Source organism: Paenibacillus flagellatus, assembly GCF_003217775.1.
In the GTDB taxonomy this organism is placed as follows: Bacteria; Bacillota; Bacilli; order Paenibacillales; family NBRC-103111; genus Paenibacillus_AB; species Paenibacillus_AB flagellatus.
The window spans coordinates 389,917-413,254 of sequence record NZ_QJVJ01000002.1 but is presented as its reverse complement, the minus strand read 5'-3'; the positions used below and the strand labels follow the sequence as shown (position 1 = coordinate 413,254).

The window sequence follows — 23,338 nt, the reverse complement described above, 5'->3', positions numbered from 1 at the left end:
TTACAATAGCGGACACCGGATCTGCACATTTCGGATTCATCCCGGCGAAAGGAGCCTTCCCCATGACCGATATCCGCCCCGCCAAACGAAAGCCCGGACGACCGAAGGCGGACGTGCCTTCGAACGTCATGCCGGCCCTGCTGCGCACCGCTTCCGTCCTGTTCATGGAATACGGCTACGACAGCGTCTCGCTCGGCCAAATCGCCGCCGCCTGCGGCGTGACGAAAGCTTCGGTCTACTACTACTTCCCGAATAAGGCGGAGCTGTTCGTCTCCGCCGTCACGACCATGCTGGCAGGCATCGGCAAGCGGACGAGCGAGCTGCTCGACCGACCCGGCCCGCTTCGCGAACGGTTGACCGACGTCGCCGACGCCTACATGAGACATGCGCACGTCGATTTCGAAAGCTTGCTCCGCGAGGCCGGCTCCTCGCTTTCCCCCGAGCAGCTCGGAACGATCCGGGAAGCCGAGCGGTCCGTGCACGACGTGCTGGCCGCCGCCTTCCGCAAGGAGATGGAGGCGGGGGCGATCCGCCCCGGAGACCCCTTTCTCTACGCCTATGCGTTCTCCTCGCTCATGATGCTGGGGAGCCGGACACCGGACGCCTCTCGCGGACGAGACGGGAAGACGGACGCGCTGGCCGGCGTGACGGCGTCCGATATCGTCGGCCTGTTTTGGAACGGCGTCGGACTTATGGTATAATTTTCCGTACCCGGCCGCTCCGGGAACCGCAAACGGTTGTGGAGAGGCCCGCATTCAGGAGGATGAATCATGTCGGATCATACGGTTGTGCAGCTGCGCAACGTAACGAAAAAAATCGGCTCCAAAACGATCGTCGACCGTCTGTCGTTCGACGTTCCGCGAGGCGAAGTGTTCGGCTTTCTCGGTCCGAACGGCGCCGGCAAGACGACGACGATCCGGATGATGGTCGGCTTGATGGCGATGACCGAGGGCGAGGTGCTCGTGAACGGCATCAGCGTCAACAAGCGGTTCGAGGAAGCGATGCGCCACGTCGGCGCGATCGTGGAAAATCCGGAGCTGTACAAATTTTTGACAGGCTATCAAAATTTGCTCCATTTCGCCCGGATGATCCCGGGCATTACGCGCGAGCGGATCGACGAAGCGGTGGCGCTCGTCAAGCTGGACAACCGGATTCACGACAAGGTGAAGACGTACTCGCTCGGCATGCGCCAGCGTCTCGGCGTGGCGCAGGCGATTTTGCACAAGCCGGACGTGCTCATATTGGACGAGCCGACGAACGGCCTCGATCCGGAAGGCATCCGCGAGCTCCGCGATTACTTGCGCCGGCTCGCCAAGGAAGAAGGAACCGCCGTCATCGTCTCGAGCCATCTCCTCTCGGAGATGGAGCTCATGTGCGACCGCGTCGCCGTCATCCAGAACGGCCGGCTCGTCGACGTGCGCGCGATCCGCGACATGGTCGCGCCGGCCGAGGGCAACGTCGAGGTGGCCGTCGTCGCGGCGCCGGCGGACCGGGCCGCCCAAGCGGCGGCGGAAGCGATTCCGGGCTGCGTCGTCGGCACCGATGGCAGCGGCTTTACCGCGTCCGTCCCGTACGACCGCATCCCGGAGCTCGTGCGCGCCCTCGTCCGGGCGGACGTGCTCGTCTACGGCGTGAAGGCGGCATCCAAATCGCTCGAGGACCAGTTCCTCGAGCTGACAAGAGGTGGGCAAATTGTCTAGCTTATGGAGTCTCGTGCAAAACGAGAATATGAAAATTTACCGGCGCCCGCGCACGTGGGTGATGGCCGGCCTCGTGTTCGCCGCCGTCGTCGCGTTCGCCGTCCTGATGCACTCGTTCGCCTCCGATTCCGGCATCGGCGCGTTCGCGTACATGAGCAACGCGGCGTCGATGACGTTCCTCGTCTTTATTTTCTCCGTCGTCATCGCGGCGGACATCGTGGCCGGGGAGTTCACGTGGGGGACGATCAAGCTGCTGCTCATCCGGCCGGTCAGCCGCTCGAAGGTGCTGCTGTCCAAATATATCGCGGTGCTGCTGTTCCTGCTCGCCATGCTCGCGCTTCTGTTCCTGAGCTCGCTCGCCGTCGGCTTTATCGTGTTCGGCGCATCCGGGGAGGCTCCCGTCGCCGGGGAAGCGGCCGTCACGCTGGGCGACCTGTTCCGCGACTACGGCTACCGGCTCGTCGAACTCGTCATGAACGTGACGTTCGCCTTCATGATTTCGACCGTGTTCCGCTCCAGCGCGCTCGCCATCTCGCTCGCGTTCGTCATCATGTTCGCGTCCGGCACCGTCATGGCCATACTGATCGGCATGAAATATGCGTGGGCCAAATACATTTTGTTCGCCAATACGGATTTGGCCGTCTACGCCAACGGCGGCGTTCCTCCGCTCGAGGGCATGTCGCTCGGCTTTTCGATCGCCGTGCTGCTCGCCTATTACGTCGTCTTCGTCGCATTGGCCTGGTTCATTTTCCGCAAAAGGGACGTGGCGGGGTGACAGCCGGGGCGCGATCCGGTATAATGGAGAAGGCATTTAGTACCTGGTCTTAACCCTGGTGCGCGCAAGCCCATCATCCTATCGAACTAGACAAAGGCGGAACCGAATCCATGACTTACGAATCGTTCAAGCAAATCGTGCTCGACCGGCGGAGCATCCGGAAATTTACGGAGCAGGACGTCTCGGTCGACGACGTCAAAGAATTGATCGACTGCGCGCGTTATGCGCCGAGCGACACGAACTCGCAGACGTGGGAATTCGTCGCGGTGATGAACCGCGACAAAATCAAGGAAATCGAGCGGATGACGTGGGAGGAGCTGCACAAGCGGGCCTCGGACGCGGAGGAGCGCGGGCTCGCCCGCGAGGCGAAGCTGCTGACGAAGTCGTTCGGCCCGTACGCGACGGCGTTCTCCGATGCGCCGGTGCTGATCGTGCTGCTGGCGACGCCGTACAATTCGAAGTTCCGCGAGCGCATCTTCGATCCGATCGCGCTCGTCGAGGACGCCGTCTGGGCCGAGGAAGGGATCAAGAGCAGCTGCCTCGCGGCGCAAAACTTGATGCTCGCCGCCCATGCCCGCGGACTCGCGACGTGCCCGATGACCGGCCCGGTGCTGCTCGCCCAGCATCGGCTGCGCGACTATCTCGGCATCGACGAGAGCCGTCAAATCAATATGGTCATCGCGCTCGGACATCCGGCCGAGCAGCCGGGACGTCTCGCGCGCAAGCCGGTCGAAGAGATTTTGACGATCGTCGACTGATCGTAGCGCGACGAAAGGCCGCCCTCGATCCGCTTCTCGTGCGGGGAATCGGGCGGCCTTTCGCATAGGCGGCGCAAAACAGTCATATTTGTCCGGTACGTCCCACTATACTGATAGTAATAGAATCGTACAAAGGAGCAAACGGGCCATGAACCTTACCCTGTGGGGCATCTCCGCCCTATCGTTCGCCTCCGTCGCCTTGCTGACGCCGGTTCTCATCTGGGGGCTTCGCACGCTTCGTCTGACCCAGCCGATTCGCGCCGAGCTGCCGGCCGACCACCAAGCGAAGAAAGGAACGCCGCTCATGGCCGGCCTGATCTTCCTCGTCGGCGTCCTGCTCATCGCCGTTTTGTCGCCGCAGCCGATGACGCTGTTTCTGTGCGCGGTCTTCTTCCTGTTCGGCTTCATCGGGTTCCTCGACGATTACAAGAAAGCGGCGTTCCAAGATCCGCGCGGCGCTTCGGGGAAAATGAAGCTGGTGCTGCAGTTTCTGTTCACGTTCGCGCTGATGGCGCTGTCGACGCAGATCGTGCCGTTCGATCCGGAAATTACGATTTTCGGGGACGTCAAGCTGGCGCTTGTGCCGGCCGTCTATTTGCTGGTCATGTCGCTCTTCATCGTCGGCTCCGCCAACGCGATCAACTTTACGGACGGACTGGACGGGCTGCTCATCGTCGTCGCCATTCCGACGTACTTTTTCTTCTTCGTCATTTCCGACCATCCGGAGGTCAAGCTGTTCGCCTTGACGATGATCGCGTGCTTGCTCGGGCTGCTCATCTACAACATTTACCCGGCCAAAGCGTTCATGGGCGATACGGGGTCGCTGGCCATCGGCGGCTCGCTCGCGTTTCTCGCGATGCTCGAAAAGGTCGAGCTGCTCGTCCCGCTGCTGTTCCTCGTATATTTCGCCGAGCAGCTCTCGGTCATTTTGCAGGTGTGGTATTTCAAGCGGACGAAGCTGCGCATGTTCCGGATGACGCCGATTCATTACCATTACAGCCTGAAGTACGGGTGGACGGAAAACCGCATCGTCATCGTATTCGGTCTCGTCTCCTGGGTCTGCTGCCTCGTCTGTCTCGGCTTGTGGAAGCTCCTGTATACGGGCTGAGGCCGGCTCGCCCCTTTCGCCGGCTTCGGCTGCAGCTATTCGAACAGAAAGTGAAGGTGTAAGCTGGAAAAAGCCCGACAAATCGAATTGTCGGGCTTTTTTTGCGATTGCAGGGGCGTCTGCCGGATAGGCTTACAGGATGAAACCTCGCGATCGCAAGCTTCAAGCACGCTGCACGGAAACACCATGATCCGTCAGCAGAGAAGCCGCTCGCAGACCGCTTAATCTTGCGCCGACGACGAGCACCCGGTCGTTCATCGTTTCTTTCCTTCTTGAGACCGGGACCATACGACAACGGGAATTAGAAGCAACGAAACAATCGCTCCGGACAAGGAGAGAGTCGCAAAGCTGGTTTGGGCCACTACCATGCCGGACAGCGCGCCTCCGGAAGCTCCCCCCAAAGCGACAAGGACGTCCACGGTCCCCTGTGTCTTCGCCCGTGATTGGGGTGTTGTCGCATCGACGATCGCCGCCGTTCCGCTAATAAATCCGAAATTCCAGCCTAATCCAAGAAGCACGAGCGCCGCAACGAGCAGGACCATGGAATCTCCCGGGACATTGGCGGCTAAAAGTCCCGACAGCAGCAACGTTAAGCCGGCCATGTACGACATCGGAATGCGACCGAATTTATCGACAAGAAAGCCGGTAACGGGAGACGGAAGGTACATGGCTGCAACGTGAAGACCGATAACGATGCCGACCTCGCTCAAGCCGTGGCCGTGGTGCTTCATATGAACGGGAGTCATCGTCATGATCGCCGTCATGACGATTTGGGTTAGAACCATGACGGTTGCTCCGACCATAATGCCTTTTACATTGCCGCTTTGTTCTTGAACGCGGGGGCGATCCTCCGGATGGAGATCGCTTTTCATGCGTTGTTCCTCGGCTATTGCCTTTGCTACGATAAGAGGATCCGGCCGCAAAAATATCAATAAGACGATCCCTGCCGCCAAAAAGGCCAAGGCGGCTAACAGAAAAGGTCCGGACAGAGCCGGCGCTCCGATCGAAACGGCGAAGTTCCCCGTAACGCTTACAAGATTCGGACCGGCGAGGGCGCCGATTGTAGTGAATACCATTGCCAAACTGATCGCTTTTGCCCGATGCTCCGGCAAAGCCAAATCCGTACCCGCATAACGTGCCTGCAGGTTGGTCGCCGTTCCTCCCCCATAAACCAGCATGGAAATAAACAGCAGCGGGACACTGTCCAAAATAGCCGCGAGAACAACGCCAATCGCACCGATACCGCCTGCAAGGAAGCCGCTGGCTAATCCGACTCGACGGCTAAAACGCTGCGAGAGGCGACCGACGATCAAGGCGGCGCTGGCGGAGCCTAGCGTAAACAATGCGGTGGGAACACCGGAAAAGCTTTCCGTGCCAAGCATGGCCTGTGCAAGCAACGCGCCGACCGTAATCCCGGCCGCCAAGCCCGCTCCGCCAAAAATTTGCGAAAGGATAACCACTTTCAACGTTCTTGCGTGCAGCTGCCGCTGCTTCTCCGGCGACTTCACATATTCCATAACCGGATTTGCCGCCTTTTGAACGATACCGCCGAGCCCTAACGGATTTTCAGCCATTGTTTTTCTCCTTACTCAACTATTCAATCAATTGATTGAATTATAGATTCGAAACATGCGCCTGTCAATACCAAGTAAACTCCCGAATCTCCGTAATCAATGGAATCATTGAATGGTTTGAGGTACACTGTTTTCAGCAAAGATTTTTTTGAAAGAGGAATCGCTTATGAACGATCTGTTCGAGTCTGCGAACACCATTAAAGATGAACTATATAGACAGCTATCCCGAATCGGCAAATGCTTATCGAGCGATAAACGGTTAGAAATTTTGACGCTGCTTTCGCAAGGCCCCAAAACGGTCGAAAAATTAGCCGCCATTACGGGGATGCATTTTGCCAACGTCTCCCGTCATCTGCAAATTTTATTGGAAGCCAAGCTCGTTACATTCACCAAAAACAAAACGCATGCCATCTACTCGCTAGCCGACCCCGCAGTCGTAGACCTGCTTACCTCCTTATGGCGGCTGAGCGAGAAGCAGCTGGCGGACATCGCAAAACTGAAAGACGGTTTCATGAATGAGCTGGATGACGTTCAAACTCTTTCCATGGAAGAGGTTTATGACAAAATAAATACTCAGTCCATTCTTCTTTTAGATCTGCGTCCGAAAGAAGAATTTGAAATCGGCCATATTCCCGGCGCCATCTCCGTCCCCATGGAGGAGCTGGACTCGTTCATGCGCGAATTGCAGAAAGACGCCGAAATTGTAGCTTATTGCAGAGGGCCTTTGTGCGTATACTCCGCAATTGCGGCGCACAAATTGAAGGACGAGGGCTTCAACGCCTATCGGATGGATGAAGGATTAAACGAATGGCAACAACATTTCAACAACGCGAAGGTTCCAGAGGCATCGTCTTCCGACAAGCCTCCGCGTCGCCAATGAAGATGCATCCGTAAAAAAAAACGCGCAGCGGCGCGGTGTAACGCTATAGGTTTCTCAGGGACAATATATCGATTCGGAACATAGAAAACGGACCGCCGAAAATCAACCGAGGCGGTCCGTTTTGTCTTTGCGGCCCCGGTTTAAGAAGGCTGCGCTTCTTCCCTTCGCAGCACCCGGATGGCGTAGTCGCGGCCGAACCGCGGCGAGAGCACGGTCCAGAAGGAGTAGAGCGCTTTCTCGACCTCGGCCATCGCTTCCGCGCCGCCCGCATCGACCATGTCGAATCCCGCTTCGGCGCCCAGCCGGATGACGGCTTGCTTCGCTTCTTCGTCGTCGCCGCTCAGGAAGAGCGTGGCATTCGCCTCGCCGAACCGCGGGTTCGCAAGCGCCTCCCACGTCGACGTATGGAACGCCCGCACGACGCGTGCGCCGTCCGCAAGCCTCCGCACCTCCGCGTCCGCCGACCGGCCGTCGAACAAAATCGTCGCATTGACGACGATTTTGCGCCGCAGGCTTCCCGCTTCCTCCAGCACGCGCTCGATTTCCGTGCCGGGAACGGCCAATACGACGATTTCGCCGAACGCGGCCGCTTCCCGGACGGACGCCGCCGCGGCGTTCGGGCCGATCGACTCGAGCAGCGCGCGCATCCGTTCGCCTAGCGGCTCCCGCGAGCCGAACGTCACCCGGTGGCCTTTCGCCGCCCATGCTTTCCCCAACGTACCGCCGATCTGTCCCGACCCTATCATGGCAATGTTCACGCTCGCATCTCCTCTGCAAAGTTCTTAGGAGGTTCGAACGCCTTCGAACGTTTACGGCGTCCCGTCCAACAGCTCGTTGTACAGGCGAATGTTGGCTTTCGTCCGATCGATCAGCTCGTCGAGCTCGCGGCGCTGCGTCTCCATCCGGGCCAAATGGTCCGTCAGCAGGCCGATTCGCCCCCGGAGAACGGCTTCGTCTCCGTCGCGCATCGACGAGCGTTCGGTCACGCAGCGGTTCGTGCTCGTGAACGACTTGATTTCTTCCAGAGATAACCCCAACCGTTTCAAGCATTTCAACCCGGACAGCAATCGCAGATCGTCGTCGCTAAATATGCGCGCGCCGCCCGACGGTTTGCGCTGCGGCTTGAGCAGCCCGATTTTCTCGTAATACCGGAGCGTATCGTGCCCGAATCCCGTCAACTCCACTACCCGACCGATCGTGTACAACGAGCGAACCTCCCTTCCCTTCGCATTCTACTTGCTGGAGTCGACTCCAGGTCAACCCCCCGCACCTATTCGTTCCGCTTCACGGCGCCGTTTCCTCACCCGGCCGCCGCGGTCCGGGCCCGCCTTACTCGCTTCGGCGCTCCAGCGCCGCCTTCAGCGCATCGCCGAGGCTCGAGCCGAGCGACACGTTGTCGCTGTACTCGCGCGCCAGCTGCGCCTGCTGCCGCCGTCCCGCCTTGCCGCCCGGCCCTTGGCCGTCCAGCTTCTCGACGACGTTGCACGGACGGCACTGCGCGTACTTGCCGGCCTTGCCCTCGTGGATTTCCATCCGCTTCCGGCATTGCGGGCAGCGCTTGTTCGACAAGGCCGGCTCGGCGGCTCGGCGGAAGCCGCATTCCCGGTCGACGCAGACGAGCATTTTGCCCCGCTTGCCCTTCGTCTCCATCATCTTCTTGCCGCACTCCGGACATTTCGTATGCGTCAAGTTGTGCGGCTTGTATTCCTTCGCGCTCGCCTTCACCTCGGCGACGAAGCGAACCGTCTGGCTGCGGATGTCGGCGATGAACGACTTCGGGTCTCCTTTGCCTTTCGCAATCCGCTCGAGCTCCTGCTCCCACTTCGCGGTCAGACCCGGCGAGCGCAGGTCGTCGGCGACGAGCTCGATGAGCTGCTTCCCTTTCCCCGTCGGGACGAGCCGGTTGCCCTGCCGCTCGATCGTGTCGGTCTGCAGCAGCTTCTCTATAATATCCGCTCGCGTAGCGGGGGTGCCGAGGTTGTGCTTCTCCATCGCGGACAGGAGCGACGCCTCGGTCAGCCGCGCCGGCGGCTTCGTCTCGTGCTGGACGGCCCGGCTTCCTTTCAGCTCCACCGGCTGGCCGGCCTTCAGCTCGGGCAAAGACTGCGACGCCAGCCGCACCGCGCCGCGTTCCGCGTCCGCCTCCCGCTCCTCGTCGTCGTCCTCCGCCGCGTCCTGCAGCGCCTGTGCGCCGCCGTACACGTCCTTCCAGCCCGCCTCCTTCAGCACGTACCCTTTCGCGTAAAAGGTCTCGCCGCCCGCCTTGACGACAAGACTCGTCTCGTCGTAGCGCGACGGCGGATAAAACAAAGCGATGAACCGCCGCACGATCAAATCGTACAGCTTCCGCTCATCCGGGCTAAGCGCCGACAAGTTGACGTATTGCTCCGTCGGGATAATCGCATGATGGTCCGTCACCTTCGAATCGTCGACGATCCGCTTCGACACGTCGAGCGTCCGGCGCAGAAGCGGCCGGGCGAGAGACGCATACGGACCGACAGCGACGCTTTCGAGACGGCTTTTGAACGTAGGCGCCATGTCCGACGTCAAGTACCGCGAATCCGTCCTCGGGTACGTGACGAGCTTGTGCTGCTCGTATAGCCGCTGCAGCACGTTCGACGTCATCTTCGCCGAGAAGCCGAGCCGCTTGTTCGCGTCCCGCTGCAGCTCGGTCAAATCGTAGGCGAGCGGCTGCGGCTCCGTCCGCTCCGTCCGGCGCACCTGCTCGACGGCGGCCGTCTGCCCGCGCAGCTTCGCGACGATCGCTTCCGCCTCCGTCTTGTCGTACAGTCGACCGTCATGCCGGTCGTCCTTGCGCCATGTCGCCGTAAAGCCGCCGAAATCGGCCGTCACCGTCCAATACGGAACCGGCCGGAAGCTCGCGATGTCCCGCTCGCGCTCCATCAGCATCGCCAGCGTCGGCGTCTGCACCCGTCCGGCCGCGAGCTGCGCGTTGTATTTGCTCGTCAGCGCCCGCGTCACGTTCAGCCCGATAAGCCAGTCCGCCTCGGCCCGGCAGACGGCCGACGCGTACAATCGGTCGTACTCGCGCCCCGGCTTCAGGTTGTCGAACCCTTCGCGGATCGCCTTATCCGTTTGCGACGAAATCCACAGCCGCTTGAACGGCTTTTTCCAGCGGACGAGCTCCATGATCCAGCGGGCGACCAGCTCGCCTTCGCGGCCGGCGTCCGTGGCGATGACGAGCTCGCCGATATCCGGCCGCTTGCACAGCTGCGCGACCGCCTTGTACTGGTGGGACGTCTCGCGGATGACCTTCAAGTCCATCCGTTCCGGAATAATCGGCAAATCTTCCAAGCTCCACGTTTTATATTTCGGATCGTAATCTTCCGGCTCCGCCAGCTCCACCAGATGGCCGAGCGCCCACGTCACGACGTACTTCGGACCCTCGAACCAGCTTTTCTGCTTCCCGTTCGAGCCGAGCACGCGGGCCAGCTCCTTGGCGACGCTGGGCTTTTCCGCCAGGACGAGTATTTTCATGAAACGTATCCCCTCTTTCGATAATCGCGAATCGGCACGCTTCCGCCGAAAACGGCAAAAGTCCCGTTACGGGACTTTTCGTACCGCCGACGCGCATTCGCGCCTCGTCGCAGTTGACCTTTTCCAGTTTACCATTACCGGCTTGAAACGGTCAAAAGAGCGTAAAAAAAAGCCCCCTCGAAGGGGGGCGGAAACCTCGTTTACGACTTGACGACGTTGGCCGCTTGCGGGCCGCGCTCGCCGCTTACTTTATCGAACTCGACCTCCTGGCCTTCGTCCAGCGATTTGAAGCCATCGCCTTGAATCGCCGAGTAGTGGACGAATACGTCCTCGCCGTCATCCGACCGGATGAAGCCGTAACCTTTTTCCGCGTTGAACCATTTCACAGTACCTTTCAATCCAATAACCTCCAATTCGAAATGAGACGTCCGTTTGAAGCGGCGCAACGCCTATTATATACCGGGGCGCTCCGTATTATTCCGGCGGGCCCCGCTATTTTTTGCGGACGACCAGAAGCTCCGTCGATCCCGGAATGAACGGCAGCGCCGACGGCCGAAGCTCGCACGCGGCGCCGAGCGATTCGAGATGGCTCAGCAGCTCCGCAAGCGCCGGATACGGCTCCCAGCGAAGCGACAACAGCGGGTATACCCTCACTTCGCCTCCCGGTCGGCATACGCGCAGCAGCTCGGCCATCGCGGCGCGGTGGAAGGCGTCGTCGAACGCATCCCGGTACAGAAACAAAAAATGGCTGCAAAGCACGAGATCGAAGCGATCGTCGGCAAACGGAAGCGAAGGCAGCCGGTCGGCTTTGTAATATTGCGACCGTGTCGACGGGTCCTCGTACTCCCGCAAAAACGTCCGCAGCGACTCGAGCCGTCCGGCCCGATGCTTCCCGATATCGCCGTAATAGCTCCAGTCGAACTTGTCCGCCAGTCCCGACAGCTTCGCGGACGACGACTCGATCTCGGCCAGCCCCTCTTCGCGAATCCGCTCCGGCGACAGCTCGTATCTCGGATCGGCGCAGTGGACGGCGATTCCTCGCGCTCTCGCTTCGGCGGCGAACGACGAAGCGCCCGCCGCCACGTCCAGCACGGCCGCGCCGACAAGCGACGCCGAATCCAATCCGAACATCCGCTCGTATTCCGCGAACCCTCTGCACGTCATCGCCACACCGATTTGCTCGTAATGTTCCCGATTGTTCATTGAAATACACTCTCCTCGGCTCATACTGTCTCTTCCTCTACTCCGCTCGGCTCGGCTCCGTTTTCTGGCCCGGCTTCCCGGGTATTGCTCCCGATTATAAAACGGCGCCGGAGGGAAATCAAACCTTTTTTGCGGATGGTTTGGAAAATTTTGTTGCATCCCCTGCTTCGCGAGGCGCTAGACGATCTGCTGCGCAAATACGACCGGAGCGAGGTGTCGCGGTTGACGAAAGGCGGCTCCGACGCGTAGCGCGGCCGAACGAGTTGCGGATCGGTCCCGCCGCGTCTTGCTTTCCGCGGCCCGATACGCTATGATGCAACCGTTGGCTACAAACGATTCGAATGGAGACATGCGGCATGATCAAAAAAGTGCAGATTTACAAAAAGGATAAATGGAACATGCTGAACGTCGAGGTACACGGCACCCGCTTCATCGTCCGGGTCATCTCCGACCAATGGGGCGAGGACAACTTCGAGTTTTTGAGCCGTCCCGCGCTCATGCATTGGGCGGAAGAACGGTTTTCGAAGGAACGGTTCGAAGGACCTGAGGAGGAGCGCGAACAAATTCTCGCGGCCTTCAAGGAAGTGTGAGCATCGATCGCGGCGCGTACCACAAAAAGCCCGAGACCGGGTCGGACCGGTCTGCGGGCTTTTCGCCTTGGCGCTTTCGCGGATTGCATCGTTACGACACCTCTTGCCGGAGCGGCATCTCGTAATGCTCGGGCAGCCGGACGATAAGTCGCGAAATGCGCATATGGTCGACTTCTTCGATGATGAACTCGAAGCCTTCGTGCTCGAGGCGGAGATGCTTGCGCGGCGGCACTTCCAGCCGGGAATAAAACCATCCTCCGATCGTATCGTAATCGTCGGCGGCGAAGTCGGTGCCGAAATAGCCGTTCACCTCGTCGATCAGCAGCATGCCGTCCACGGAGTAGAGCGACGGCCCCTTCTGCTCGATGCGCGGACGCTCCTCGTCGAATTCGTCGCGAATTTCCCCTACGATTTCCTCCATGATGTCCTCGATCGTCACGAGTCCGGACGTTCCTCCGTATTCGTCGATCAAAAGCGCCATCTCCGTCCGGTTTTTCTGCATGAGCCGCAGCAGCGTGCTGATCGGCATCGATTCGGGCACGTTCATGAGCGGACGCGTGATTTGGAGAACGCTTTCAATCGAGTCGTGATGCTTGAGCATTTCCTTGATATGGACGAAGCCGATAATATTGTCTTTGTCCGGATCGGCGACGGGGTAGCGGGTATGCATTTCTTCGATCGCGATCCGTTTGTTCTCCTCGTAAGACAAATTGGCGTACAGGCATGCCATCTCCGTCCGCGGAATCATGATCTCCCTCGCATTCGTTTCGGAAAATTCGAATATGTTGTCCACCAGCGTCAGCTCCGTATTGTCGATCAAGCCGTTGCGATGACTTTCCTTCACGAGGATGCGGATTTCTTCCTCGGTATGGACCGATTCGTGCCCGGTTTCCGGCTCGATGCCCGATTTGCGCAGCATCCAGTCGGACACCCCGTTCAACAGCAGCGTAAAGGGAAGCATCAGCTTGTAAAACAGCGTCAGCGGCACGGACGCCCATAGCGTAATGCGCTCCGGCTCGCGGATCGCGTACGTCTTCGGGTACTGCTCCCCGATCGTAATGTGGAGCGCCGTAATGAACGAGAAGCCGATAATAAAGGCGACCGTATGAATGGCCGGGTCCGGCAGTCCGATGCGGGACAATGCGGGCTCGAGCATGCTCGCGACGGCGGGCTCGCCGACCCAGCCCAACCCGAGCGACGTCAGCGTAATACCCAGCTGGCAGGCGGACAAATACGCGTTCAAATTCGCCAGCATCGACTGCGCGAACTTCGCTCTCCGGTTTCCGCCCTGCGCCAAGCTTTCGATCCGGCTCCCGCGGATTTTGACGATCGCGAACTCCGCCGCGACGAAAAAACCGTTCAGCAGCACCAGCGCCAGCACAAGAGCGATGCTGAGCCCGATCGGTAACGGGTCACTTTCCAATGCGCTTCCCCATCCCCTCGTCAAGGGAGACGGGTACACCTCCCCGCGGTTAGTCGTACTCCTCATCATTATACCGATATCCAAAAATTGGAGTCAAACGTTCGAAGCCGAATATCCCTCCTTCGTACCAAGCAGACGTTCCCCCCGCCCGGGAAGCGGGATCACAATCGCGCGGCTAACCCGCTCCGTCCGGTTTACGATCTTTTCACCACTTTATTCGGCGCGCCCCGGAAAATAGACCATTTTATTAACGGGATTAATAAAATGGGACGCCGGCCGGACGGCAAGTGCCCGGTTCTTCTTCGGCGACTTGTCCCATATGAATAAAGGGATGCGGTTTGGCAAAAAAGGATTTCGCCCCGGTCGTGGAGAACAAATACAGGAAGCGGCTTCCAACCATTCTCCATACCGAGGACGAGGTGACTTCCTTGACCGACACCGGATCGATCGCGTTGTTTACGATCCTCGCGTTTTCGCTCGCGCTTATTTTGATCATGAAGAAGGATACGATTCCGCCCCAAATGCGGCGAATGCTCGCGCTTGTGGCGGTCGTGCTCGTCAGCTGCGCGTTTTTTCTGATCGTCTTCAGCTTGATCGGCACGGGGTGAACCGGCGGCCGGCGGCTGCCAATCTTTTCATAAAGACGGAACGGATCGACCATACTATGGGAGTTAACGCCGTTTTGCTTTTGCAAAGCTCGGCCTATGCTTTCGAAGCGAGTTTTGCGGAGCAAAACTAAGCCTACGCTTTCGAAGCCAGCTTTGCTTCGCAAAGCTCAGCCTATGCTTTCGAAGCGAGTTTTGCGGAGCAAAACTAAGCCTACGCTTTCGAAGCCAGCTTTGCTTCGCAAAGCTCAGCCTACGCTTTCGAAGCGAGTTTTGCGGCGCAAAACTCTTAGGAGGTTCCCCCATGAAATGGATCCCGGTCATAGCGTCCGTTTGTCTGGCCGCCGTAACCGCCGCACCCGTATATGCCGTTCAAGATGCGAAACCGTCTAAAACCGTTAGGAGGGTTCCCATGAGTCAATTGTTGAAACGTTCCGAAGTTCCCGTCGAGCACCGCTGGAAGCTCGAAGATTTGTTCGCCGACCAGCAGGCGTGGGACAAAGAATACGAGGAAACGAAGCAGCTTGCCAAGCAAATCGCCAAGTTCGAGGGCAAGCTGAACGACGCCAAAGCGATCAAGGAATGCTTCGAGCTCGAGGACGACATATCGCTCCACGCCGAGCGTCTGTACGTATACGCCAACATGCGCCACCACGAGGATATGGCCGACCCGACCTATCAGGCGCTGTCCGAGAAGACGCAAAAGCTCAGCGTCGAAGTAAACGAGGCGATGTCCTTTATTACCCCGGAAATATTGACGCTCTCCGACAATAAGCTGCAGGAGCTCGTGAACGACCCGCAGCTGGCCAACTATAAAAAGACGTTGGAGGATATGCTCCGTCAAAAGCCGCACATCTTGTCGAAGCAGGAGGAAGCGCTGCTCGCCCAGGTCGGCAACCTGTCGCAGGCGCCGAGCACCATTTTCGGCATGATCAACAACGCGGACATGAAGTTCCCGAAGGTGAAAAACGAAAACGGCGAGGAGGCGGAGCTGACCCACGGCACCTACATCCAGTTTCTGGAGAGCCGCAACCGCGACGTCCGCAAAAACGCCTTCGAGACGATGTACGCCACGTACGGCAAGCAGCGCAATACGCTTGCGTCGACGCTCAGCGCCAACGTGACCAAAAACATGTTCTACGCGAAGGCGAGAAAGTATCCGTCCGCACTCGAAGCGTCGCTCTACGGCGACAAAATTCCGGTCGACGTGTACAACAACCTGATCGCCGCCATCCACGAAAGCTTGCCGCTCCTTCACCGGTATATGGACTTGCGCAAAAAGCTGCTCAAGGTGGACGAGCTGCATATGTACGACTTGTTCGCACCGCTTGTCGAAGAGTTCAAGATGGATATTACCTACGAAGAAGCGAAGAAAACCGTCATCGAGAGCATCGCTCCGCTCGGCGAGGATTACCGCCGCATCCTCGAGGAAGGGTTCGACTCGGGGTGGATCGACGTATACGAGAACGAAGGCAAACGAAGCGGGGCTTACAGCTGGGGAGCCTACGGCACCCATCCGTACGTGCTGCTCAACCATAAGGACAACTTGAACAGCATGTTTACGCTGACGCACGAAATGGGCCACGCCATCCATTCGTACTTGTCGGACAACAACCAGGAGTACCGGAACGCGCAGTATACGATATTCTTGGCCGAGGTGGCGTCGACGCTCAACGAGGCGCTGCTCATGGACTTCATGCTGAAGAAATCGACCGATCCGAAGCAAAAAATGTACCTGCTCACCTACTACGCCGACCAGTTCCGCACGACCGTCTTCCGGCAGACGATGTTCGCCGAGTTCGAGAAGATCATTCACGAGAAGGCGGAAAGCGGCGTATCGCTCACCCATCAGGAGCTGAGCAAAATTTATTACGATTTGAACGTGCAGTACCACGGGAAATCCATGGTCGTCGACAAGGACATCGAGATGGAATGGGCGCGCATTCCCCACTTCTACAACAGCTTCTACGTGTTCAAGTACGCGACCGGGTTTTCCGCCGCGACCAGCTTCGCGAAGCAAATTCTCGACGAAGGAGCGCCGGCCGTCGACCGGTATCTCGGCTTCCTGAAGAGCGGCGGCAGCGACTACTCGATCGAAATATTGAAGCGCGCCGGCGTCGACATGTCGTCTCCGGAGCCGATCCGTCAGGCGATGAGCGTGTTCGAAAGCTTGATCGAGCAAATGGAGCAGCTGACGAAATAATCGCGACACATGCTCGACAAAAAGACCCCGACCTTCCCTCTCGAGGGATGGCCGGGGTTTTCCCGTATTCGCGCTATTTATCGCTTCGGCTTGTCCAGCAAGGCGACGAGCGCATATTGCGACGCCATCGTCAGCAGCACGAACCAGGCGAGACCGGCCGCCCGCAAGTCGTTCACGAACACGACGAGCAGCAGGACGAACGCGATACGCCCGGTATTCCAGCACGCTTCGCGAATGACCATCGTCTCGACCCGCAGCTCCCCCTTGAGCGGCATGCTCCCGATCAGCCGGTAATAATACCCGTCGAACGCCCCCGCCTTGACCGGGTTGCATACCGTATGGACGAGCATGAAGGCGACGACGGACGAAAGCGTGACGCCGAAGACGAGCGAGCCGGCCGCCGCGACGTACAGGGTGACCGTGACGAGCAAGTACGTCCTGGCGCCGCGCTCCGTCGCGTAGCGGGAGAACAAATAGCTGGCCGCGATCGACAAGAGCGACAGCGCCGCGTTGAAATAGCCGACCTTGTTCTCCTCCTGCATGACTTGATAGACGAGCAGCGTCGGCAAAAACAAGAGCGCCCCCTGCTTGAAGCCGAGCAGCGTATTGCCGAGCACCGCCTTGCGCCAGTCGGCATTCGTGCGCATGAGCGGGATCATATGGCGCAAGTAGTACGTCTTGCGCCGAACCGGCGCGAGCCGGATGCGCGTGCTCGTCAGCGCGGCGAGCACGAAGACGACGAACGCCGCGCCGAACACGATGGCATAACCGGCCAATCCGTCGGCGACGCCGAATATGGCGGCCGACGTCAACGGCGCGGCCAGCGTGGCGATCGTCGACGTCAGCGAGGCGAGACCGATGAACCGGAGCCGGTTGCCGTCATGGGACACGACGTACGTGATCGACCAATAGCCGATCCAGTACAGCCCGCCCGCGAAGCCGAGGCATGCGCCGAACAGCGCGTAATACGGCGCCACGCTCTCCCGCGTCAGGACGACGACCAAGTAATACAGCGCGATGAAGGCGATGCCGAGCCGGTAGACGGTCAGCAGCCCTTTGCGCTTCGCCAGCTTGCCGCCGACGACGAAGCCGACGGCCGTGAACGCGTACGTGACGATGTTGAACAAGCCGCTGATCCATAAGCTGTTCGTCAAACGCCACAGGTACAAGTTCATGAACGTGCCGGACATCGTAGAACCGAACAGGAACAGCCCTTGCATGACAAGCGTGACGACCGCCTCGCGGGACAGCCGCTTTTCCTCCGGAACGTAGCTCCGCCGATGCCATAATCCCATGCTGCCTCTCTCCTAGAGCGCGATTTCCGAACGGTAAACTTCCTTTCCTCTCACATGCGTGGCGATGAGCGCAAGCTCCGGGGTCAGCAGCAGAAAATCGGCGTGCTTGCCCGCATGCAGCGAGCCTTTCACCCGGTCGAGCCGGGCTTGGCGCGCCGGCACGGACGTCAGCGACGGCAGCAGCTTCTCGAGGGCGTACCCGGTATACCGGACCGCGTTGCGCAGCGCCTGGAGCATCGTCAGCGAGCTGCCCGCGAGCGACGAGCCGTCCTTCAGCGTAATTTCGCCGGAGCGGACGACCACCTCGCCGTACTCCCCGTCCGGGAGACCTGCGGGCCGGACCGCATCGGTAATGAGGCACACCTTGTCCGGCGATTTCGCCTCGAACAGCAGCTTCACGGCGGAGGGATGAACATGGATGCCGTCGCAGATCAGCTCGGTCGTCAGCTCGGGCAGCAGCAAGCCCGCCCCGGCCAATCCCGGCTCGCGATGATGGAACGGGCTCATCCCGTTGAAATGATGGGTCGTATGGTTCAGGCCGAACCGGACCGCCGCCGACACTTCGTCGAACGTCGCGTCGGAATGGCCCGCCGAGACGGTGACGCCCTTCGCGACGAACCGTTTGACCGCCTCCAGCCCGCCCTCGATTTCCGGAGCGAGCGTCACGAGCCGCATGTGGCCGCCGGCCGCCTCGACCAGCTCGTCGATTTCGTCCGGCGTCGGCAGACGCAGATGCTCTTTGCTCTGCGCCCCCCGGCGCTTCTCGTCCAAATACGGGCCTTCCATATGGATGCCGGCGAGCTCCGCTCCCGACGTCAGGCCCGTATGCTCGGCCGCGTTGGCGAGCGCGCGCACGATGTCGCCTTTGGCCCCCGTCGACGTCGTCGCCAAAAAAGCGGTCGTCCCGTGCGCCGCATGGAACCGGCTCATGCCGTCCAACGCCTCGAACGTCCCGTCCATCATCGCGTAGCCGTTGCCGCCGTGCACGTGCACGTCGATGAAGCCCGGCACGAGCAGTGCTCCCCTGCAATCGACGACGCGCGCATTCGCCGGGACCGGCAGCAGCTCGTCGCCGAGCGCCCGGATCGTGCCGTTATCCGCGGCGATCAGCCGTCCGTTCTCGATCACCCGGTGTTCCGTATACAGCGTCGCGTTGATCCATATCGTCTCCCCCACGCCTAGTTCCTCCCCTGCCGTTCGTACAACGGCTGTCGATTCGTCCATCCAAACGAAATAGAGGGAATGCGATTCCCTCTACCTTCGTCCCGCTTATTGCCACTCGCCCTTGATGCCGGCGTCCTTGAACGCTTTGTTCACCTCGTCGATCACTTCCTTGCCGCCTTTCGCCAGGAACGTCCGGACCATGCCGTCCCAGTCCGCCACGCTCGACTGGCCGACGATCATTTTCGTCTGCTCGTCGCGCACGAGCTGCTCCAGCTCGCCCCACTTTTCCATGAACTTCTCGGACTTGATCCGGTTGATCGGATTGATGTACACCTTGTAATTTTTGAGCATCGTCTCCATCGCCGAGAACAGCGACTTTTGCAGCGGGTCGACGGCCACCTTCGACACTTCGTTCGCCTCGTCGTTCGGCGCCCAATACCGCGATTCCAAGTAAAAGCGAGGCTGCAGCCCTTGCCCGAAATCGGTGTTCTCCTGATTGCCGTTCACGATTTTGTAGCCGACGCCCTCCTTGCCGTTTTGCCAGTCGTAATCCGGGTTTTGCGCCGTCCGCTGGTCGACCGGGATGAACTTGCGGAAGTAATCGTTCATCTCCAGGAAGCGCGTTACTTTGCCCGGATCGTCCTTCAGCTTCGCGTTCAGCGTGAAGATCTGATAGTAGCCCGTCAAGCCGTTGAACCCTTGGGTGCCGTCCGGCGCCTTGAAAGGCGGAATCGGGACGAGCTCGGCTTTCGGATCGATCGACTGGAGCGTGCGGAAGTCGGTCGGCCATTTGTCGTACGGCTGCTCGTAAAAGATGCCGAATTTGCCGGCGTAAAACGCTTTCTTCACATCGGAAATTTTGGCGACCGCCCAGTCTTTCGGAATCGCGCCGGCCTTGTACAAATCGGCGAGCATCTGGATGCGCTCCTTGGACGCGTCCGCGATGAGACCGGGAATCGTCTGTCCGTCCCGATTCGTATGATACCATGCGGCCGGATTCCAGTATACGCCGAAATCGAAATCGTACTGGATCCCTTTCGCCAGCATGATGCCGTACGTGTCGTCCTTGCCGTTGCCGTCCGGATCGTTTTTGGCGAACGCGATCGCCACCTGCTTCAATTCCTCGAAATTGGTCGGCACCTTCAGCCCGAGCTTGTCGAGCCAGTCTTTGCGAATCATCGGCTGCTTGCCGTATTTCATCGGGAAATAGCGGGGAATGCCGTACACCTTGCCGTCGACCTTCATCGCGTCCCAGACGAACTGGGGCACCATCTTCAGCGTCGGATAGCGGTCGATGTACGAGTCGAGCGGCAAAAACGCACCTTGCTTCGCCCACTTGTAGTAGTTGGAATCGGCGGTTTCCATGCCGATGACGTCGGGAATGTCGCCGCTCGCCATCTTGACCGGCAGCTTCTGGCCGTATTCCGAGTACGGCACGAACTCCGTCTTGAAGTCGACGTTGAACTTGTCGTTGATCATCTGGATGCCGGGGCTGTCGGATGGCGGGACGGGGCTAGCGTACGTGCCGTCCAGGTAGGTGATCGCGTACGTTTTGCTTTTGTCGTCCGGCTGCGCCTGCGCGCCTCCGGCCGGTCCCGATCCGCTTTCGTCCTTGCCGCCGGTGGAGCAAGCGACGGTTCCGCCCAGCGCCGCGACGGCGACGATGGCGATCAGCGCAGTTTTCGTTTTCATGGAAACGAACCCCTCTCGTTCTTATTTTCTCACAAAACGGTTTTCGCGAAAAGCTCGTTTTCGAACCGGGCTTCGTGCCCGCGGCTCCGGTCAGCCTTTGACCGACCCGAGCATCACCCCTTTCGCGAAATGCTTTTGCAGAAACGGGTAGACGATCAAAATCGGCAGCGTGGCAAGCAAAATCGCGGCCATCCCGATCGTCTCGGGCGGAGGCGGATTCGCCCCCAGCATCGCGTCCTTGGCCGGATTGAGCGTCGTCGCGGCCTCCTCGAGAATGACGATTTGCCGCAGCACGACCTGCACCGTCCATTTCTTCGGATCGCTGATGTACAAAATCGCGCCGAAGTACGTGTTCCAATGGCCGACCGCGTAGAACAGCCCGAATGCGGCGAGCGCCGGCTTCGACAGCGGCAGAACGATCCGGGTGAAGATGCGCAGGTCGTTCGCTCCGTCGATCAGCGCCGCTTCCTGCAGCTCGTGCGGAATGTTTTGGAAAAACTGGCGGATGACGATCAGGTTGAACGACGAAATCGCGCCGGGTACGATGAGGGACCAGTACGTGTCGAGAAGGCCGGTCGCCTTGACGACCAAATAGCTCGGGATGATGCCCGCGCTGAATATGAACGTGAACAGCACCATGACGAGAAACGTCTTCTGCCCCCAGATGCCGCGCGACAGCGCGTAAGCCATCGTCGACGTCAGCAGCAGGTTGAACAGCGTGCCGGCGATCGTCACGAATACCGTGACGCCGAGCGACCGGACGAACGCGTTGGAGCCGAAAATGTACCGGTACGAGTCGAGCACCCAATGCTTCGGCCACAAAAGCAGCTCGCTCTGCACGTACTCCTCGTACGACGAGAACGACACCGCGAAGATGTAGAAAAACGGGAACAGCATGACGAGCGCGACGGCCGCCAGCAGGACGGCGTTGACCGCATCGACGATTTTATCGGAGACGGACGAATGATTCACGGGGTGCACCTGCCTTTCTGTCGCATCAGTAGACGCCTTCCTCCCCGAACCGCTTCGCCAGCCGGTTGGCGGCGACGATCAGGACGAGCCCGACGGCGCCCTTGAACAGCCCGACCGCGGTCGCGAAGCTGAAGTCCGCCTGCTGGACGCCTTTGAAGTAGACGTACGTATCGAGCACGTTGCCGACTTCTTTGTTGAACGGGTTCAGCATGAGAAAAATTTGCTCGAAGCCGACGTCGAGCACGCTGCCGAGCCGCAAAATGAGCAGGATGACGATCGTGCTCCGGATCGCGGGCAGCGTAATGTGCCACAGCTGCCGCCAACGGTTCGCTCCGTCGACAACGGCCGCCTCGTACAGGCTCGGGCTGACGCCGGACAGCGCCGCGAGGAAAATGATCGTGCCCCAGCCGGATTCCTTCCAGATCACCTCGAGCACGATGAGCGGCATGAACCAGCCCGGCTCCTGCAAATACGACACCGGCTCGAGGCCGACGAGGCCGATCAGCCGGTTGACGATGCCCTCGTGCTTGAGGAAAATCGTCACGATGCCGATGACGACGACCCAAGACAAAAAATGCGGCAAATAGACGATGGACTGGATCAGCTTCTTGTACCGGTCGCTCTTCAGCTCGTTCAGCATAAGCGACAGGACGATCGATACCGGGAAGGCGAACGCCACCTGCAAAAACGACAGCAGCAGCGTATTCCATAGGACGCGAAGCACCTCGGCGTCGGCGAATATTTTGCGGAAATGCTTCAGCCCGACCCAATCGCTGTGCAGGAAGCCGCGAAAGGCGCTGTAGTCCTGGAAGGCGATGACGGAGCCGAGCATCGGCACGTATTTGTAGACGATGAAATAGACGAGACCCGGCAGCAGAAGCAAAAACAAGTACCGCTCCTTCCAAAGACGGGCCCGCACCGAGCGCTTGGCGGCGGGTCGCGGCCGATGAGCCGGCTCGGCGCCTCCGTCGGCTCGCCCGGACGGAGAGTCGGATGTCGCGGCGGATACGGTCATGACGGAATCACTCCTCGGTCGGCCCCCTGCAGCGGGAGCCGGTTGTAGTCGGTTTCGGTATCGGGGTTGGGGTCGCTGCAACGTCATCGTAACGGGTAAACCATCGGGAAGAATAGTGCCGGAATTGTTGATTTCTCCCGGTTTTCGGCCGGATTCGCAAAAGGGGGATAAAGTCGTAAAACCGACATAAGGGGCAGCTGGAAGGCAAAAAGAAAGACCGTCCGGTACGGACGATCTGGATGGTTAGTATACCCGATAAGCTTGTCCCGTCTGCGCGCCTTCGACGCTTTTCCGGTAAGCGAGCGCCACCCGGGCGGCGGGAACCGGCTCGAAGCCGGGAAAGTACGGCCCGTATGTCTCGATCGATTCCGCGACGACGCCCGGGCTGACGTGATTGATCCGGATGCCGCGGGGCATCTCGATCGCGGCCGACCGGACGAACGCTTGGATCGCGCCGCCGGCGATCGCGGCCGAAGCGCCCCCGGCGATCGGATCGTCCATAATGACGCCCGTCGTCAACGTGAAGCTGCCCCGGTCGCGGACATGCTCGAGTCCGAGCAGCACGAGGTTGATTTGTCCCGTCAGCTTGCTCCGAATCGTCAGCTCGTTCCGTTCGGGCGTCATGCCCGACAGCGGGCCGAAGTACGTCTCCCCGGCCGTACAGACGACGGCGTCCACTTGGCCGACTTTCCGGTACATGGCCGTTATGCTTTCGGGGGAGGCGAGGTCGACGGAAACGTCCGCGCCCTTCCTCCCGGCCGATACGATGTCGTGCCGCGGCTCCAGTTCGCCGCGAACGGCGCTTCCGATCGTGCCGTTCGCGCCAATAAGCAAAATTTTCATTTCGTTGCTCCCTCCAATAAAGGTTAAAGGTTCGTCCGGC

Annotated in this window: 22 protein-coding genes; 9 read left to right on the top strand and 13 right to left on the bottom strand. The window is 59.7% G+C overall.

Annotation, left to right across the window (positions count from 1 at the left end; all coding sequences use genetic code 11):
* Window positions 1-62: 62 nt before the first annotated feature.
* From DLM86_RS05320 to mraY, 5 genes are all read left to right on the top strand, one after another.
* Window positions 63-701, top strand: a complete 639-nt coding sequence (locus DLM86_RS05320; protein ID WP_110838928.1) for a TetR/AcrR family transcriptional regulator — start codon at window positions 63-65, stop codon at window positions 699-701.
* A gap of 69 nt (window positions 702-770) precedes the next feature.
* Window positions 771-1,700, top strand: a complete 930-nt coding sequence (locus DLM86_RS05315) for an ABC transporter ATP-binding protein (protein WP_110838927.1) — start codon at window positions 771-773, stop codon at window positions 1,698-1,700.
* Window positions 1,684-2,475: an ABC transporter permease gene (locus DLM86_RS05310; RefSeq protein ID WP_342773052.1), complete on the top strand. Its 792-nt coding sequence runs from the start codon at window positions 1,684-1,686 to the stop codon at window positions 2,473-2,475. Before DLM86_RS05315 ends, DLM86_RS05310 begins: the two co-directional genes overlap by 17 nt.
* Window positions 2,476-2,585: 110 nt before the next feature.
* Window positions 2,586-3,233, top strand: coding sequence for a nitroreductase family protein (locus DLM86_RS05305; protein WP_110838925.1), 648 nt, complete (start codon window positions 2,586-2,588; stop codon window positions 3,231-3,233).
* A gap of 148 nt (window positions 3,234-3,381) precedes the next feature.
* Window positions 3,382-4,341, top strand: coding sequence for a phospho-N-acetylmuramoyl-pentapeptide-transferase (gene mraY / locus DLM86_RS05300; RefSeq protein WP_110838924.1), 960 nt, complete (start codon window positions 3,382-3,384; stop codon window positions 4,339-4,341).
* 254 nt (window positions 4,342-4,595) lie between these two features.
* On the opposite strand, the gene DLM86_RS05295 is transcribed toward mraY, so the two are convergent.
* Entirely contained in the window at window positions 4,596-5,858 is a 1,263-nt protein-coding gene (locus DLM86_RS05295; protein WP_245954382.1) for an MFS transporter, read from the bottom strand.
* Window positions 5,859-6,081: 223 nt separating this feature from the next.
* Between DLM86_RS05295 and DLM86_RS05290 the strand changes: the two genes are divergently transcribed.
* Window positions 6,082-6,795 carry an ArsR/SmtB family transcription factor gene (locus DLM86_RS05290; protein WP_110838922.1) on the top strand — a complete coding sequence of 238 codons (714 nt, stop codon included), beginning with the start codon at window positions 6,082-6,084 and terminating at the stop codon, window positions 6,793-6,795.
* 140 nt (window positions 6,796-6,935) lie between these two features.
* On the opposite strand, the gene DLM86_RS05285 is transcribed toward DLM86_RS05290, so the two are convergent.
* The 5 genes from DLM86_RS05285 to DLM86_RS05265 form a co-directional block, all read right to left on the bottom strand.
* Complete coding sequence (locus DLM86_RS05285) at window positions 6,936-7,553, bottom strand: NADPH-dependent F420 reductase (RefSeq protein WP_110838921.1); 618 nt, start codon at window positions 7,551-7,553, stop codon at window positions 6,936-6,938.
* 51 nt (window positions 7,554-7,604) lie between these two features.
* Window positions 7,605-8,000, bottom strand: a complete 396-nt coding sequence (locus tag DLM86_RS05280) for a MerR family transcriptional regulator (RefSeq protein ID WP_110838920.1) — start codon at window positions 7,998-8,000, stop codon at window positions 7,605-7,607.
* Between the two features lie 124 nt (window positions 8,001-8,124).
* Entirely contained in the window at window positions 8,125-10,293 is a 2,169-nt protein-coding gene (locus DLM86_RS05275; RefSeq protein WP_110838919.1) for a DNA topoisomerase III, read from the bottom strand.
* A 200-nt stretch (window positions 10,294-10,493) separates the two neighbouring features.
* Window positions 10,494-10,691: a cold shock domain-containing protein gene (locus DLM86_RS05270; protein ID WP_110839190.1), complete on the bottom strand. Its 198-nt coding sequence runs from the start codon at window positions 10,689-10,691 to the stop codon at window positions 10,494-10,496.
* A 94-nt stretch (window positions 10,692-10,785) separates the two neighbouring features.
* A complete protein-coding gene (locus tag DLM86_RS05265) occupies window positions 10,786-11,496 on the bottom strand; it encodes a class I SAM-dependent methyltransferase (RefSeq protein ID WP_245954361.1) in 711 nt (236 codons plus the stop codon).
* 356 nt (window positions 11,497-11,852) lie between these two features.
* On the opposite strand from DLM86_RS05265, the gene DLM86_RS05260 reads away from it, so the two are divergent.
* Window positions 11,853-12,086, top strand: coding sequence for a hypothetical protein (locus DLM86_RS05260; protein ID WP_110838917.1), 234 nt, complete (start codon window positions 11,853-11,855; stop codon window positions 12,084-12,086).
* Window positions 12,087-12,177: 91 nt separating this feature from the next.
* Here the strand turns inward: DLM86_RS05260 and DLM86_RS05255 are convergent, their stop codons facing one another.
* Window positions 12,178-13,509, bottom strand: coding sequence for a hemolysin family protein (locus tag DLM86_RS05255; protein WP_245954360.1), 1,332 nt, complete (start codon window positions 13,507-13,509; stop codon window positions 12,178-12,180).
* Between the two features lie 338 nt (window positions 13,510-13,847).
* Between DLM86_RS05255 and DLM86_RS05250 the strand changes: the two genes are divergently transcribed.
* Window positions 13,848-14,117: a hypothetical protein gene (locus DLM86_RS05250; RefSeq protein ID WP_342773051.1), complete on the top strand. Its 270-nt coding sequence runs from the start codon at window positions 13,848-13,850 to the stop codon at window positions 14,115-14,117.
* A 409-nt stretch (window positions 14,118-14,526) separates the two neighbouring features.
* Window positions 14,527-16,317 carry an oligoendopeptidase F gene (pepF, locus tag DLM86_RS05245; protein WP_110838916.1) on the top strand — a complete coding sequence of 597 codons (1,791 nt, stop codon included), beginning with the start codon at window positions 14,527-14,529 and terminating at the stop codon, window positions 16,315-16,317.
* Window positions 16,318-16,394: 77 nt separating this feature from the next.
* Here pepF and DLM86_RS05240 read toward each other — a convergent pair whose 3' ends face one another.
* From DLM86_RS05240 to DLM86_RS05215, 6 genes are all read right to left on the bottom strand, one after another.
* The gene (locus tag DLM86_RS05240) at window positions 16,395-17,612 is read right to left on the bottom strand and encodes an MFS transporter (RefSeq protein ID WP_110838915.1); all 1,218 of its coding nucleotides are present in this window, start codon (window positions 17,610-17,612) and stop codon (window positions 16,395-16,397) included.
* A gap of 12 nt (window positions 17,613-17,624) precedes the next feature.
* The gene (gene nagA / locus DLM86_RS05235) at window positions 17,625-18,788 is read right to left on the bottom strand and encodes an N-acetylglucosamine-6-phosphate deacetylase (protein WP_158289338.1); all 1,164 of its coding nucleotides are present in this window, start codon (window positions 18,786-18,788) and stop codon (window positions 17,625-17,627) included.
* A 93-nt stretch (window positions 18,789-18,881) separates the two neighbouring features.
* Window positions 18,882-20,468 carry an extracellular solute-binding protein gene (locus tag DLM86_RS05230; RefSeq protein WP_110838913.1) on the bottom strand — a complete coding sequence of 529 codons (1,587 nt, stop codon included), beginning with the start codon at window positions 20,466-20,468 and terminating at the stop codon, window positions 18,882-18,884.
* 90 nt (window positions 20,469-20,558) lie between these two features.
* Window positions 20,559-21,440 (bottom strand): carbohydrate ABC transporter permease, encoded by an 882-nt coding sequence (locus tag DLM86_RS05225; RefSeq protein WP_110838912.1) that lies wholly within the window; start codon window positions 21,438-21,440, stop codon window positions 20,559-20,561.
* A gap of 25 nt (window positions 21,441-21,465) precedes the next feature.
* Window positions 21,466-22,455 carry an ABC transporter permease gene (locus DLM86_RS05220; protein WP_110838911.1) on the bottom strand — a complete coding sequence of 330 codons (990 nt, stop codon included), beginning with the start codon at window positions 22,453-22,455 and terminating at the stop codon, window positions 21,466-21,468.
* Window positions 22,456-22,698: 243 nt separating this feature from the next.
* Window positions 22,699-23,298 (bottom strand): short chain dehydrogenase, encoded by a 600-nt coding sequence (locus DLM86_RS05215; protein WP_110838910.1) that lies wholly within the window; start codon window positions 23,296-23,298, stop codon window positions 22,699-22,701.
* Between the last annotated feature and the right edge of the window lie 40 nt (window positions 23,299-23,338).

Bases quoted from the DNA above. Each gene is read 5' to 3' on its own strand.
- DLM86_RS05320 (WP_110838928.1), top strand. From the start codon at position 63: ATGACCGATATCCGCCCCGCCAAACGAAAGCCCGGACGACCGAAGGCG.
- DLM86_RS05315 (WP_110838927.1), top strand. From the start codon at position 771: ATGTCGGATCATACGGTTGTGCAGCTGCGCAACGTAACGAAAAAAATC.
- DLM86_RS05305 (WP_110838925.1), top strand. From the start codon at position 2,586: ATGACTTACGAATCGTTCAAGCAAATCGTGCTCGACCGGCGGAGCATC.
- mraY (WP_110838924.1), top strand. From the start codon at position 3,382: ATGAACCTTACCCTGTGGGGCATCTCCGCCCTATCGTTCGCCTCCGTC.
- DLM86_RS05295 (WP_245954382.1), bottom strand. From the start codon at position 5,858: ATGGAATATGTGAAGTCGCCGGAGAAGCAGCGGCAGCTGCACGCAAGA.
- DLM86_RS05290 (WP_110838922.1), top strand. From the start codon at position 6,082: ATGAACGATCTGTTCGAGTCTGCGAACACCATTAAAGATGAACTATAT.
- DLM86_RS05275 (WP_110838919.1), bottom strand. From the start codon at position 10,293: ATGAAAATACTCGTCCTGGCGGAAAAGCCCAGCGTCGCCAAGGAGCTG.
- DLM86_RS05265 (WP_245954361.1), bottom strand. From the start codon at position 11,496: ATGAACAATCGGGAACATTACGAGCAAATCGGTGTGGCGATGACGTGC.
- DLM86_RS05260 (WP_110838917.1), top strand. From the start codon at position 11,853: ATGATCAAAAAAGTGCAGATTTACAAAAAGGATAAATGGAACATGCTG.
- pepF (WP_110838916.1), top strand. From the start codon at position 14,527: ATGAGTCAATTGTTGAAACGTTCCGAAGTTCCCGTCGAGCACCGCTGG.
- DLM86_RS05240 (WP_110838915.1), bottom strand. From the start codon at position 17,612: ATGGGATTATGGCATCGGCGGAGCTACGTTCCGGAGGAAAAGCGGCTG.
- DLM86_RS05230 (WP_110838913.1), bottom strand. From the start codon at position 20,468: ATGAAAACGAAAACTGCGCTGATCGCCATCGTCGCCGTCGCGGCGCTG.
- DLM86_RS05220 (WP_110838911.1), bottom strand. From the start codon at position 22,455: ATGACCGTATCCGCCGCGACATCCGACTCTCCGTCCGGGCGAGCCGAC.
- DLM86_RS05215 (WP_110838910.1), bottom strand. From the start codon at position 23,298: ATGAAAATTTTGCTTATTGGCGCGAACGGCACGATCGGAAGCGCCGTT.